The sequence below is a fragment of the Nitratireductor sp. J20-h4 genome (assembly GCF_056780505.1).
The window spans coordinates 2,638,266-2,650,863 of record NZ_CM165557.1 but is presented as its reverse complement, the minus strand read 5'-3'; the positions used below and the strand labels follow the sequence as shown (position 1 = coordinate 2,650,863).

Annotated in this window: 15 protein-coding genes; 7 read left to right on the top strand and 8 right to left on the bottom strand. The window is 66.9% G+C overall.

Annotation, left to right across the window (positions count from 1 at the left end):
- Positions 1-91: 91 nt before the first annotated feature.
- The 5 genes from ACT2B0_RS12885 to ACT2B0_RS12865 all read left to right on the top strand — a co-directional run bounded on the left by ACT2B0_RS12885 (position 92) and on the right by ACT2B0_RS12865 (position 3,489).
- On the top strand, positions 92-769 hold the full coding sequence (locus ACT2B0_RS12885; RefSeq protein ID WP_473465480.1) for a hypothetical protein: 678 nt from the start codon (positions 92-94) through the stop codon (positions 767-769).
- A 120-nt stretch (positions 770-889) separates the two neighbouring features.
- Positions 890-1,603, top strand: a complete 714-nt coding sequence (locus ACT2B0_RS12880) for a hypothetical protein (RefSeq protein ID WP_473465478.1) — start codon at positions 890-892, stop codon at positions 1,601-1,603.
- 50 nt (positions 1,604-1,653) lie between these two features.
- Positions 1,654-2,376 (top strand): hypothetical protein, encoded by a 723-nt coding sequence (locus tag ACT2B0_RS12875; RefSeq protein ID WP_473465475.1) that lies wholly within the window; start codon positions 1,654-1,656, stop codon positions 2,374-2,376.
- Positions 2,373-3,056 (top strand): hypothetical protein, encoded by a 684-nt coding sequence (locus ACT2B0_RS12870; protein WP_473465472.1) that lies wholly within the window; start codon positions 2,373-2,375, stop codon positions 3,054-3,056. Before ACT2B0_RS12875 ends, ACT2B0_RS12870 begins: the two co-directional genes overlap by 4 nt.
- Position 3,057: 1 nt before the next feature.
- Positions 3,058-3,489, top strand: a complete 432-nt coding sequence (locus ACT2B0_RS12865) for a hypothetical protein (protein WP_481658398.1) — start codon at positions 3,058-3,060, stop codon at positions 3,487-3,489.
- On the opposite strand, the gene ACT2B0_RS12860 is transcribed toward ACT2B0_RS12865, so the two are convergent.
- The 3 genes from ACT2B0_RS12860 to ACT2B0_RS12850 are packed head-to-tail and all read right to left on the bottom strand — an operon-like array spanning position 3,419 to position 6,689.
- Complete coding sequence (locus tag ACT2B0_RS12860; RefSeq protein WP_473465470.1) at positions 3,419-4,342, bottom strand: NAD(P)-dependent oxidoreductase; 924 nt, start codon at positions 4,340-4,342, stop codon at positions 3,419-3,421. The genes ACT2B0_RS12865 and ACT2B0_RS12860 overlap by 71 nt on opposite strands.
- A 10-nt stretch (positions 4,343-4,352) precedes the next feature.
- Positions 4,353-5,567 carry a mandelate racemase/muconate lactonizing enzyme family protein gene (locus tag ACT2B0_RS12855; RefSeq protein ID WP_473465468.1) on the bottom strand — a complete coding sequence of 405 codons (1,215 nt, stop codon included), beginning with the start codon at positions 5,565-5,567 and terminating at the stop codon, positions 4,353-4,355.
- Positions 5,568-5,597: 30 nt separating this feature from the next.
- Positions 5,598-6,689 carry a zinc-binding dehydrogenase gene (locus ACT2B0_RS12850; protein WP_473465465.1) on the bottom strand — a complete coding sequence of 364 codons (1,092 nt, stop codon included), beginning with the start codon at positions 6,687-6,689 and terminating at the stop codon, positions 5,598-5,600.
- Between the two features lie 194 nt (positions 6,690-6,883).
- Between ACT2B0_RS12850 and ACT2B0_RS12845 the strand changes: the two genes are divergently transcribed.
- Complete coding sequence (locus ACT2B0_RS12845; protein ID WP_473465462.1) at positions 6,884-7,276, top strand: acyl-CoA thioesterase; 393 nt, start codon at positions 6,884-6,886, stop codon at positions 7,274-7,276.
- Between the two features lie 20 nt (positions 7,277-7,296).
- Here the strand turns inward: ACT2B0_RS12845 and ACT2B0_RS12840 are convergent, their stop codons facing one another.
- The 4 genes from ACT2B0_RS12840 to ACT2B0_RS12825 all read right to left on the bottom strand — a co-directional run bounded on the left by ACT2B0_RS12840 (position 7,297) and on the right by ACT2B0_RS12825 (position 10,549).
- On the bottom strand, positions 7,297-8,103 hold the full coding sequence (locus ACT2B0_RS12840; RefSeq protein WP_473465460.1) for an extensin-like domain-containing protein: 807 nt from the start codon (positions 8,101-8,103) through the stop codon (positions 7,297-7,299).
- 120 nt (positions 8,104-8,223) lie between these two features.
- On the bottom strand, positions 8,224-8,934 hold the full coding sequence (locus tag ACT2B0_RS12835; protein ID WP_473465458.1) for an extensin-like domain-containing protein: 711 nt from the start codon (positions 8,932-8,934) through the stop codon (positions 8,224-8,226).
- Between the two features lie 226 nt (positions 8,935-9,160).
- Positions 9,161-9,586 (bottom strand): DUF3775 domain-containing protein, encoded by a 426-nt coding sequence (locus tag ACT2B0_RS12830; protein WP_473465456.1) that lies wholly within the window; start codon positions 9,584-9,586, stop codon positions 9,161-9,163.
- Between the two features lie 72 nt (positions 9,587-9,658).
- Positions 9,659-10,549, bottom strand: coding sequence for a DMT family transporter (locus tag ACT2B0_RS12825; protein ID WP_473465453.1), 891 nt, complete (start codon positions 10,547-10,549; stop codon positions 9,659-9,661).
- Positions 10,550-10,752: 203 nt separating this feature from the next.
- On the opposite strand from ACT2B0_RS12825, the gene ACT2B0_RS12820 reads away from it, so the two are divergent.
- Positions 10,753-11,295: a tetratricopeptide repeat protein gene (locus ACT2B0_RS12820; RefSeq protein WP_473465451.1), complete on the top strand. Its 543-nt coding sequence runs from the start codon at positions 10,753-10,755 to the stop codon at positions 11,293-11,295.
- Positions 11,296-11,373: 78 nt separating this feature from the next.
- Here the strand turns inward: ACT2B0_RS12820 and ACT2B0_RS12815 are convergent, their stop codons facing one another.
- Complete coding sequence (locus tag ACT2B0_RS12815) at positions 11,374-12,462, bottom strand: PQQ-dependent sugar dehydrogenase (RefSeq protein WP_473465966.1); 1,089 nt, start codon at positions 12,460-12,462, stop codon at positions 11,374-11,376.
- Between the last annotated feature and the right edge of the window lie 136 nt (positions 12,463-12,598).

Here is a 12,598-nt window from a genome sequence, read left to right as displayed (position 1 = left end):
CGATGACCTTTTCAGAAGGCCCGTTGATGGCGGCCGTCGTCACGCTCGCGTCCAACCAGGGACGTTCCGCCTTCTCGCACGCGGTCCACACATGAACCGCTCGCGCAAGGTTCTCGCCGTTCTGGCGGCGCTGGTCGCGGCGGCCTATCTCGGCTGGCGCATCACCTATCCCGGTTACGAATGGCGGCAGAAGCTCACAATCGAAATCGACACGCCGGACGGGCCGGTCAGCGCCTCGAGCGTGGCCGAGGTCGCATGGTGGGCGACGCCGAAAATCCTGCCCGAGGCATCGCCGCGCGACTGGTCGGTCAGGGCCGAGGCGGTGGTGCTGCGGCTGCCGGACGGGCAATATCTGTTCGCGCTGGTGGGCTCCGCGCATCTCGTCGCGCGTGCGGTGCTGTTCGATCCGCTGCCGAAGCAGGGTGATCCCTATCTGGTGCCCGCCAGCCGCATGCGTCGCTTCAACGGGGAGACGCACGACGTCCCGCCGAAGCATTACCCGCTGCTGGTCACTTTCACCGACATTGCCGACCCGACGACCGTCAGGCGCGTCGATCCCGACGACCTCGCCGCCACCTTCGGCCCCGGCGTAGCGCTGAAACGCATCACGCTGGAGATCACCGACGAGGCGGTGACGGAGGGACGGGTGGAGGAGGTGTTGGGGTGGTGGGGCTCAATCATGGGCAGGCTCAAACCTACGAGCAAAAAATATGCGGATGAACTGACGGTCGAAGAAACGCTCTACTCGATAGATTTCAAGCGGGAGTAGGCCAAATGCGCGGCGGTGCAAGGTGATGATCGACGGACGCCGGGGGGCTTGGCCATCCCTATTTCGCAACCTTTGCCTCGGACCTGAACCGCGGCGACTTTGTCAGGGAATGACGCTGTGATGGCCGCAACAAGCCTCTTCCGACGCAAGGTCGCCCTCCTTCCTGCTTTGTTTGCCATCACTCTGCTGGCCGGCTGTGGCGAACTCGGTTTCAACAATTGGCGCTGGCATCAGAAATTGAGCGTCACCGTGGATGTCGGCGGCGAGATCGTCTCCGGCTCGGCCGTCAGCAGCGTGCTTTGGTGGCCCAACTTCTTCAGCGGCGGTTGGGGCGGCGCTGCCTGGCTGCAAGAGGTTCAAGGCGAGGCGGTCGTCGTCGACCTTGGCGAACGCGGAGTGCTTTTTGCGCTGTTGAGCCGGGCCGGCGACAGTGCCTATACCGCCAAGCTCGCTGGCCGCATGTTGACCGACACGCCGGCGAACGGCCGCCGCGAGGCGGTGTTCGCGGCTGTGCTGGCAAGCGCCGGTCGGGTGCTGGAGGTGCCCCCGGAGCACTACCCGCTGCTGGTCACCTTCACCGACATTGCCGACCCGACGACGGTCAGGCGCGTCGATCCCGACGATCTGGTGGCAACGTTCGGCCCCGGCGTGACGCTGAAACGCATCACGCTGGAGATCACCGACGAGAAAGTGACGGAGGGACGGGTGGGGAAGGTCCTGGGGTGGTTGGAAACCATAGGCAACACGATGCTGGACGGTCGTTCTATCAGCACGATCGAGGCAGAGAACCGCCTCGCAAACGATCTCTCACGACTCGATTTCAGAAGGGACTGACGAATGCCTGTTCCCGTCACGGTGATGCGCGTCGGACTTTGCGAGGTAGTATGACTTATGGCGTGAGCCTGCGTGCCACCCACCAGTTTCCGGTCGCGGTGCTGGTCATGACCGCCTTGCTGCTGGCCGGTTGTGGCTGGTTCGCCGAACGCTGGGAGTGGAACCAGAAACTCACCGTCGAGGTGCTGGTCGACGGCGAGACCGTTTTCGGCGCGGCGGTTTCGTATGTGCGCTGGCAGGAGGCCAACGCACTCGACCATTACCCCACCGCCTATCGCGGCGAGGCGACGGTGGTCGACCTCGGCGCGCGCGGTTTGCTGTTCGCGCTGATCGGCGAGCCGACAAAGTACATCGCCGGCTACACGCTGCATGAGGAACTGGGCGAGCGCCGTTCCGACTACGAGACGCTTTATCCCAAGATCGCAGGCTTTCGCGGCGTGCGCGAGGTTGCCCGCGAGGCCTACCCGCTGCTTGTCACCTTCACTGACATTGCCGACCCGACGACGGTCAGGCGCGTCGATCCCGACGACCTCGCCGCGAGCTTCGGCCCCGGTGTGGCGCTGAAACGCATCACGCTGGAGGTCACCGACGAGGATGTGACGGAGGGACGGGTGGAGGCGGTGCTGGGGTGGATTCTGGCGGCAAGATACATCCTTCCGCCAGAGATGCAGCCCCGGTTCGCAAGAGATATGACCGCCGAACACAAGATCACACCGAGCCACTTCATAGATTCGCGAACCTTGAAAAAGGCGCGGGAGGGCGCCGGACGATGAGCATTGCCAAAGAGGTCGTCCTAGTCGTCGTCGCGCTCACGCTCGCCGGTTGCGATGCGCTGGGCTTCAAGAACTGGGAATGGCGCCAGAAGCTGGTGATAGAGATCGAGACGCCGTCTGGCGTCGTCAGCGGCGGTAGCGTGGTCGCGGTCGAGGCCGGCACCTCGCCAAAGTGGGCGCCTGGCGCGGGGGGCGGCGGGCTCGGCTCGCGGATGCGTGGCGAGGCGTCCTTCGTCGAGGTGGCGCCCGGACGCTATTTGTTCGCCCTGCTCGGCCGTGGCGATTGGGAGCGCGAGGTCGCGCTGACATTGTTCTTTCCCGAGCCCGCGCCGTCGCCGTTCGAACGGGCCGAGAGACTTGAGTCCATGCATGAAACCCGTGAAGTGCCGCGCAATCGCTACCCGCTGCTGGTGACCTTCACCGACCTTGCCGACCCGACGACGGTGAAACGCGTCGATCCCGACGACCTTGCCGCGAGCTTCGGCCCCGGTGTGGCGCTGAAACGCATCACGCTGGAGATCACCGATGAGGCCGTGACGGAGGGACGGGTGGAGGCGGTGCTGGGGTGGCTGGGGGAGTACTATGACAAGCGATTGGACGGGAACCGTTTTGGCACAATCAATACGACCAATCGGTTTGCGAATGATCTGAGCGCCGGACGCTTCGACACGGAGAAGTAGAATGCCGATTTCAAAAGACCTCTTCCTCGCCATCCTGTCCATGGACGCTTACAATCGCGGCTATGGGGCGGGCATAAATAACGAAGGTATCAACGACACGGATGGCCTAGGCACTATCGGTTCGAAGATCGGCCGAGCTACGGTACGTGACGAAAGCGATGTCGACGACGGGACGCCAAGTGTCGAAGCCGGCTTCTACGCGCTGGCCTACGAGATCGCGGCCGAGGTCGGCGCGGGCGTCGACCGGCTTGCGGCCGGCGACACGGTGATCGCCTGTCGCGGCGCCGCGGCGGCCGGGGCCGGGGCCGGGCGCACCGGCTTTGTGCGCCCGCGGTCCCCAACGCCGTCCGCGCCGGCGCGCCTCAGGCCTGGAGCCGGGCGGGGAAACCCGGGGCGCGCAGATCGGTGCCGGTCTCGTCCTCCAGCAGCTTGACGATCATGGTCGACCAGGCCTCGCCGCCATAGGCCGCCCTGCCGTTTTCGAAGATCGCCTCGACACGCGCGGCCAGATCGAGTGGCGCGCCGAATTCTGCGGCCATGGCGCGCGCGAAGCCCAGATCCTTCAGCGCCAGGTCCATCGTGAAGCCGATATCGTAGGAGCCGTTCAAGACCAGCTGGCCCTCGGTCTCGTGCACGAAGCTGGTGCCCGACGAGGCGGCGATGGCGTGATAGGCCTGGGCCAGGTCGAGCCCGCCGCGCCGGGCCAGCATCAGGGCCTCGCCGGCGGCGACCAGATGGATGAAGGCGAGCATGTTGGTGATCACCTTGATCACCGCCGCCGCGCCGAGCGGGCCCATCAGAAAATGCTTGTGGCACATCGCCGCGATCGCCGGGGCGTGGCTGTCGTAAAGCGCCGTGTCGCCGCCGACCAGCGCGGTGATGCGGCCCTCGGCGGCCAGATGCACGCCGCCGGTGACCGGGCATTCGAGCACCGCGACGCCGCGCTCGGCGGCGAGGCCGGCCAGCCGCAGCATCTCGTCGCGGCCGTTGGTCGACATTTCGATCCAGGTCCCGCCCGCCGGCAGGCCGTCGAGCAGGCCGCCCGGCCCGGCCAGCACCGCCTCGCTGACCGCCGGCGAGGGCAGGCAGGTGATGGCGTTGCCGGCGCTTTTGGCGGCTTCGGCCGGGCCGGCGCAGGCGACCGCGCCCTTGTCGACCAGCCGGGCGACGGCCTCCCGGTCGCGGTCGTGGACGAAAACGGCGTAGCCTGCCGCAAGCAGGCGGGCGGCGAGATGGTGGCCGAGATGGCCGAGGCCGATGAAGGCGTAGGCGGGCTTGTCCGTCATCGCGGCCTCCTCAGGGCATTAGCGGGGTCTGCATCATCTGCAGATGCAGGTCGTCGCCGTCATAGGGGTGGGCCTCGCAGACCGCCTCGTCGAGTTCGACGCCGAGGCCGGGCTCGGTCGGGGGAATGACGTCGCCGTCCTGCCATGCGATCTTTTTTTTCAACAGCCGGGCATGAAACCCGTCCCACTGCTTGAGCGATTCCAGGATCAGGAAATTGGGCAGGGTGACGGCGAGCTGGATGTTGGCCGCGCCGACGATCGGCCCGCAATAGCAGTGCGGCGCGATCTGGATATGGTAGGCCTCGGCCATCGCCGCGATCTTCTTGGTTTCCAGAATGCCGCCGGAGCGGCCGAGATCGGGCTGCAGGATGGCGGCGGCGCGGTGCTCGATCACCCGGGCGAATTCGGCCTTGGTGGTCAGCCGCTCGCCGGTCGCGACCGGAATAGAGGTGGCGCGGGCGACTTGCGCCATCACTTCGGGCATGTCGGGCGGCACCGGTTCCTCGAACCAGAGCGGGTCGTAGGGCTCGATCGCGCGCGCGATCCTGAGCGCGCCGGAGGCGGTGAACTGGCCATGGGTGCCGAACAGGATGTCGCAGGAGGTGCCGACCGCGGCGCGGATCGCCTTCATCATGCGCGCGGACAGGTCGATGTCGACAAGCCGCGGCTGGTGGCCGTCAAACGCGGTGTAGGGGCCGGCCGGATCGAGCTTGACGGCGGTAAAACCCTGGCTGACATAGTCGGCCGCGCATTGGGCGGCGAGATCGGGGTCGTTGTAGACGTTGCGGCCCTCGGGCGCGTCTTCCGAATGCACCGAGCCTTCCTGCGGATAGAGATAGGTGTAGGAGCGCAGGCTCTCGTGCACGCGGCCGCCCAGAAGCATGTAGACCGGCTTGCCGGCCTCCTTGCCGATAATGTCCCAGCAGGCGATCTCCAGCGCGGAAAAACAGCCCATCACCGAGACGTCCGGACGCTGGGTGAAGCCGGAGGAGTAGCAGCGGCGGAAAAACGCCTCGATGTCGTGCGGGTCGCGGCCGACCAGATAGCGCGCCGCCAGATCCTCGATCATCCGGGCGGTCACGTGCGGGCCGAAGGTGGCGTTGTAGGCCTCGCCGTAGCCGGTCACGCCGCCATCGGTCGTCAGCCGCACGAAGATGAAATATTTGCCGCCGATGCCGGGCGGCGGATTGCCGACCACCCAGGTCTTCACGTCGGTGATCTTCATCGTCTGCCGCTCCTTCCCAGCCGCCGGTCCTCAGTCGAACACGATCACGTTGCGCAGCGCGTGGCCGGCCTTCACCGCCGCGATCGCCTGGTTGATCGCCTCCAACGGGTAGCGCGCGCTGACCAGCTCGTCGAGCTTGAGCCGGCCGCCGCGATAATGCTCGATGAGGGCGGGAATGTCGGTCTCTATGTCGGCCTCGCCCATCTTGGAGCCAATGATCTTCTGGTTCCAGGCGGCAAGCGTGCCGGGATCGTATTGGGCAAGCACGCCCGAGGGCGGCATGCCGACCACGACGACCGTTCCGTTCTTGGTGATATAATCGAAGGCCCCGTCAAAGGCGGCCTTCTGGCCGACGGTGACGAAGACATGGTCGACGCCGCGCCCGTTGGTCAGTGCCTTGACGCGGGCCGCGGCGTCCTCGCGGGCCGGGTTGACGCCGTCGGTGGCGCCGAACCGTTTGGCCGCCTCCAGCTTGTCGTCGTGAAGGTCGATCGCCACGATCGGCGCCGCGCCGGCGATCGCCGCGCCCTGGATGCTGTTGAGCCCGACGCCGCCGCAGCCGACGACCGCGACCGCCTCGCCGGGTCCGACGCGGGCGGAGTTGAGCACGGCGCCGAAGCCGGTGATCACCCCGCAGGCCAGCAGCGAGGCGCTGTCGAACGGTATGTCGGCGGGGATCGCGACGAGCTGGCTTTGATGCACCACCACCTTGTCGGCGAAGGCGCCGGTGCGCATCGCCTGCTCGTAGCGGCTTCCGTCGGCGCCCGTAAGCGCGCCCTCGCGGTCGAGCGCGAACACCTCCTCGCACATCACCCGGCTTTGCCGGCGGCAATAATGGCACGCGCCGCAGGATCGGATCAGGGTGACGACGACATGGTCGCCGGGCGCAACGCCGGTCACGCCCGCCCCGGTCGCGGCGACGATACCGGCGGCCTCATGGCCGTAGACCGCCGGCAGCGTTCCGCCCCAGGCGCCCTCGGCATAGGAAATGTCGGAATGGCAGATGGCGCAGGCCTTGACGTCGACCAGCACCTCGCCCGGTCCGGGTTCGGCGAGCGTGATCTCCTCGATCGCCAGTTCCTGTCCAAACGCGTGGCACACGGCGGCGCGGGCTTTCGGCATCGGTCATGGCCTCCTTGGTGATCTCGTGCCACCAAGACTAGGCGAGGGGCGCGGCGATTGCGCGCCGCCAGGGCGACATGGCAGGTCGGGATTTTCGTAGCCGCGCGCGCGTGTTCTCGTCGTTCTCGTCGTTGACGTCGGACAGTCCCGCCGTTACCAGCGGGTTTGCGCGACACGATGCTGAAAGGCGAACCATGGGCGAAAACCGGATCCCGCCATGCGGCGAGCTGACCTTGCGCACGCTGGCCATGCCCGGCGACGCCAACGCCGCCGGCGATATTTTCGGCGGCTGGGTGATGGCGCAGATGGACCTTGCCTGCGGCATCCGCGCGGCCGAGCGCGCCAGGGGACGCGTGGTGACGGCCGCGGTCAAGGAGATGTCGTTCGCCAAGCCGATGAAGATCGGCGACACGTTGTGCATCTATACCGAGATCACCCGCGTCGGCCGCACCTCCATGGTGCTCAAGGTCGAGGCCTGGGCGCAGCGTTACCTGTCCGACCTGATGGAAAAGGTCACCGACGCCGATTTCATCATGGTGGCGCTCGACAAGGAGGGCAGGCCGAGCCCGGTGCCGGCGAACGGCTGAAGGCGGCGGCCGGGGCGCGGCTATTTGCAGGCGCGGTAGCCGTTGCGGCGCGGCTTGATGTCGAAATGGAAATGATCGGCGTGGTCGCGGTCGTAACCGGGACCGAGCACGGTGGTGAAATAGCCGCAGGCGTCCGAGCGCACGGTGTTTAAGAGCCCGCGCTCGCGGAAGGAGAACCAGCCCGGCTTGCGCACGTCGATCTTTTTGCCGTTCTTCAGGTCGATCTGCATGACGTCGAGCGCGTTGCCGCGCGAATGTTCCGACATCTTGGTGGTGCCGTTGACCCGGCGGCAGGAATAGCTCGACCCCTGGTGAATGGTGCGGATGCCCGACATGTAGCGCCAGCGCGCGGCCGGGGCGAGTTCGTCCTTGGTCCAGCGGGCGAAAGCGAGCGCCATCTGGCAGTTGAGCGTGGCGGCCGGTTTCAGCGCGATGTTGCCCGAAAATCCGGAGATTTCGACCGGATGGTCGATGCGGCACGACGCGCTGTCGTTGATCGGCGCGATGTCGCGATAGGTCACGCCGAGCCGTTTCAGCGCAGTCCGGCACTGGCGCTCCTCGGCCGACATCGTCTGGAAGGGCGAGGCCGGGCTGTTGAAACGCGGGAAGCCGGCCATGAACGGGTTGGACGGCACCAGGCGGGCCAGCCCGCGCGCCGGCACGGCGCTGGTCTTGGCGCCGACGTCCACATCCGGCCGCATCACCTCCGAAACCGAACAGGCCGACAGCGCCAGCACCCCGGCGGCAAGCACGGCGAGCGGCGCGGCGGGCAGGCGGCGCGACCGGCCCCGAGCCGGCGATGGAGCGCGGCGGAAGGATAAACGCATGAACTTTTCCCGTCCGTTTCACGCCACAATAGCGACGAAGCGTAAAGGAAAGCTCAGCGCCGGCATTTACGAATTGGGCTAAATCCGGGCAGGCCGCCCCGGATCGCTGGCGACCCGGGCTCACTGGCAAAAAGTCGCCCCGCCGCGCCGTTCGGCCAGGTCGAAATGGAAATGGGTGGCATGGTCGGCATCCGCGCCCGGACCGAGCACGGTCTTGAACGGTCCGCAGGCGCGGCCGCGCACGGAGCGGAGAAACCGGAGTTCGTCAGCGCCGGCCGGCTTGCCGACCTCGATGCGGGTGCCGTCGGCCAGTTCGAAGGCCGACAGGTCGATCGCGTTGCCGAACGCGTGTTCGGACAGTTTCGCCGAGCCGTTACGCGGCCGGCACACATAACCCGATACCTGATGCAGCGCGGCGAGCGGCTGCGCGAAGCGGCGCGCGGCGACCGGAGCGGCCACGTCGCGCACGAAACGGGCGGCGGTTTCGGCGATGGCGCAATTCAGCAGCGCCGGTGGACGCAGGGCGACCTGCGGGGAAAGCGTTCGCACCAGCACGGGATGGTCGATGCGGCAGCCCGCCGGATCGCGCACGGGCGCGGCGTCTCGAAACGATACGCCGAGCGTGCGCAGGCGCTTGCGGCAGGCCCGTTCGGTCGCGTTCGCCTCGACCGGCGGCGGGGCCGGTTGCGCGTCGTCGCCGACGCTGCGGCGTGGCGCCGGCGCGGGAACGGGCGCAGCGGTCCGTGTTTCCGGCATCGGCCGCAATGCGGGCGCGGGCGCGGTATCCGGCAGCGGCGCGGCGGCGATCCCGCTTGCCGACGCTGCGCTCAAGATAAAAGCCAAAACAAAAACTTGCCCTGGTTTGGTGACGCGGTGATTCATCGGGTTTTGGTTGTGAGTCAACGTGTTTTCGGACCGGTTCAACCTTCCTGTCGCCGTGCCATACACAGCGGTGACGGCCGTGGCGTGACCGGTTCGGTCACATCGCGTTTCGTTGATGAAACATAGGCTCGGGTGGAGCCCGGATGGGCGATCTCGAGGCGCACCGCCTAAGCCGTCATGCGCCGATCGCTTCCAGGCCTTCCTCCAGCCAATCGCCCAGCATCGGCATGCCGAGCAGGTATCTGGCGATGCGACGACGGCCGCGCTGGCGCGCCTCGGCGACGGCTGCGTCCCATTCCGATGCCTCGTAGTCGCCGCGGCCGAGCCAGGCGAGGGCGATGAGTTCGGCCGTCTCATCGACGTTCAGGTCGCCGATCAGGGCGCGCAGCTCCCTCTCGGTCAGGTTTTCGGATTCTTCCTCGGCGAGCCCGTCATGATGGTGGCCGTCGCGCAGGTTGCCGTCGAACTCGACCTCGTGTTCTGCGCCGTCATTGTAATCGTCGCTGAGAGCGGCGCTGATCGCCTTCGCCTTGAGGATGAAGAGGCGCACCGTGTCCGGGTCGATCGTCAGATCCCAGCTGGGTTCGATGGTCTTTTGCACCGTACCGCTCCATGCGCGCCTGTCTCCGCATAATGAATTCAACGCCGGGCCGATGCAAATGAAGTCGGCGGTTCAGGCCGCGCCGCGCCGGCGCAGGAAAAGCGGCGGCAGGATTTCGACGGCGAGAATGGCGAAAAAGATCAGCGCGCACCCGACGAGCCCCACGGCGGGCAGCCGTTCGCCGAGGAAAATCGCCCCGAACAGGGCTGCGAAAACGGATTCCGAGGACAGGAAGATCGCCGCCTGCGAGGCTGTGGTGTAGCGCTGGCCGATGGCCTGGAGCGTAAAGGCGATGCCGCCGGAGAAGACACCGGCATAAAGGATCTCCGGCGCTGCGGCGATGATGCTGGCAAGCCGGATCGGTTCCAGCGCCAGCGCGGTGGCGAGCCCCAGGGCGGCGCAGACCGCGAACTGGGTGACCGCCAGCGTGATCGGCCGTCCGCTGCCGGCGGCGTGGCGGGCGATGAAGATCATCTGCAAGGCCCAGAACAGCGCGCACAGAATGGTCAGCCAGTCGCCGACGGTCAGCCCGGCGAGCGCGCCGCCCGACAACAGCCAGATGCCGGCGAGCGCGACGAAAGCGGCAGGCCACACCACCGGATGCGGCCATTGCCGGTAGATGATGACCGCCAGAAACGGCACCATGACGACATAGAGCCCGGTCAGGAATCCGGAATTGGTGACCGTCGTGGTCAGCAGGCCGGCCTGCTGCGAGGCCATGCCGCCGAACAGCAGGATGCCGATCAGGCCGAAGGCGCGCCAGTCGGCCGGTGCCAGCGCGGTTTCGGCCGTCGCGCGCTCTCTGAGCGCGAAGGGCAGCATGGCGAGGGTGGCGACCAGGAAGCGCAGGCCGACGAACAGGAACGGGCCGAGCGCGTCCATGGCGGTCGACTGGGCGACGAAACCCATGCCCCACAGCGCGCCGGCGAAGAGAAGAACCAGATTGGCGAGGGAGCGGGACATAAAAAACCGTTTCGGGGACGTCGTTGCTTTCGTTTAGCAAGCCGAAACGGTGCGGCAAAGCCCGGCGGTGGCGGATACGCCAGCGCCTCGTCACGGCAATGTGAGGAGGGCATGGCGTGTTTCGGTCCTATTGTTCTGCTCGAAGGGACAAACCAATCGACCGCCCGCGCCGTATCCGGGAAGAGTCATGCAAGGAGGAGCCTATGCCGAGATATCTGACGAGCCTTGCCGCTGCGTTGTTGGTCGGGTTGCCGCTTTCGGGCGGCGCCGCGCTGGCCGCCGGCGGCGGCGGTGGTGGCGGAGGCAGCGACACGATGGACTGCCCGGCCGGGCAGGTCTACGACAAGTCCACCAAAAAATGCGTCGCGAAATCGAGTGCGCTCGACACGGAGACGCTGTTTGAGGCCGGGCGCTCGCTCGCCTATGCCGGCCAGTATGACGAGGCGATCTCCGTCCTGCGGCTTGCCGAGGGCCGCAAGCAGCCGGGCATCTACAACATGCTCGGTTACGCGCATCGCAAAAAGGGCAGGCTGCTGATCGCGCTGGGCTATTACGAGGAGGCGTTGCGGCTCGATCCCGACCACGTCTTGACGCGCGAGTATCTCGGCGAGGCGCATTTGCAGATGGGCGACCTCGCCGCGGCGCGCGAGCAACTGGGCGAGATCGCCAAGCGTTGCGGCACGGGCTGCGCGGAATATGCCGAACTCGACCGGCATATCACGGCGTTCGAGCGCGAGAACGGCTGACCGGCGGACGTCACGGAAAAAAGGGCGCGACTTGCCGAGTCGTGCCCTCTTTTTGCGAAGCGGAGCGGGCCTTCGATATCAGTCGCCGCGCGACAGGCGGACGATCTTACCGTCGCTGTCGTCGGTAATCAGCCACACCGACCCGTCGGGCGCGACGTCGACGTCGCGGATGCGGCCGAAAGCACCTTCAAACATGCGCTCCTCGCCGGCGACGTTTCCCTGCGCATCGCGCTTGATACGGCTCACCAGCGCGAATTTCAGCGCGCCGGCCAGAAGATCGCCCTTCCAGGCCGGGAACATCTCCCCGTCATAGACGTCGAGCCCCGACGGCGCGATCGAGGGGTCCCAGTAATAAACCGGCTGCTCGTATCCCTCGGCCTCGGTGCCGACGCCGATCCGGTCGCCCGAATAGTGGCGGCCATAGGAAATCACCGGCCAGCCGTAATTCCTGCCGGCTTCGGGTCTGTTCAGCTCGTCGCCGCCGCGCGCGCCGTGCTCGATCGTCCACAGCGCATTGGTAACCGGATCCCACACCGCGCCTTGCGGATTGCGATGGCCCTTGGACCAGATTTCCGGGCGATGGCCGGGCGTGTCGGCGTAAGGATTATCGGCGGGCACCGAGCCGTCGCGATTGAGGCGCAGCACCGCGCCGGCATGGTCGTCCATGTCCTGGGCGCGACGGCCGTCGCCGCGGTCGCCGGTGGTCACGAACAGCGTGCCGTCGGGATTGAAGACGATGCGCGAGCCGAAATGCTGACCGGCGGCGGTTTTCCGGGCCATCGAAAACAAGGTTTCGACCTCGGCGATCTTGGCCGGTCCGTCGCCGCGCACCAGTCGTGCACGCGCGAGCGCGGTGCCGGCGCCGTCGCTGCCCGGTTCCGAATAGGTGAAATAGATCAGCTGGCTGCGGTCGAAGTCGGGCGCAACGGCGACGTCGAGCAGGCCGCCCTGGCCGCGCGCGGCGACCTTGGGCAGGCCCTCGAGCGGGGGCGACAGCCGGCCTTGCGCGAATATCCGCAAGCTTCCCGGCCGCTCGGTGACCAGCGCGTCGCCATTCGGCAGGAAATCGAGCCCCCAGGGATGGTCGAGACCGTCGGCGAGGATGTCGGCCTGGATCACGGCCTCCTCGGTCTCGAACTTTTGCGTGGGAGCGGCGCGGGCGATCATCAGCGCTGCCGACAGGCCGATGGTGATGCTGGCGATCGCCAGGGTCAGTCTGTTCACGGTCCCCTCCGGTTCACGGTTTCGGTCCTCCAGACGAGGTAGTGGCGTTTACTCCCGATGCAAGCACGCGCCGCGGTGA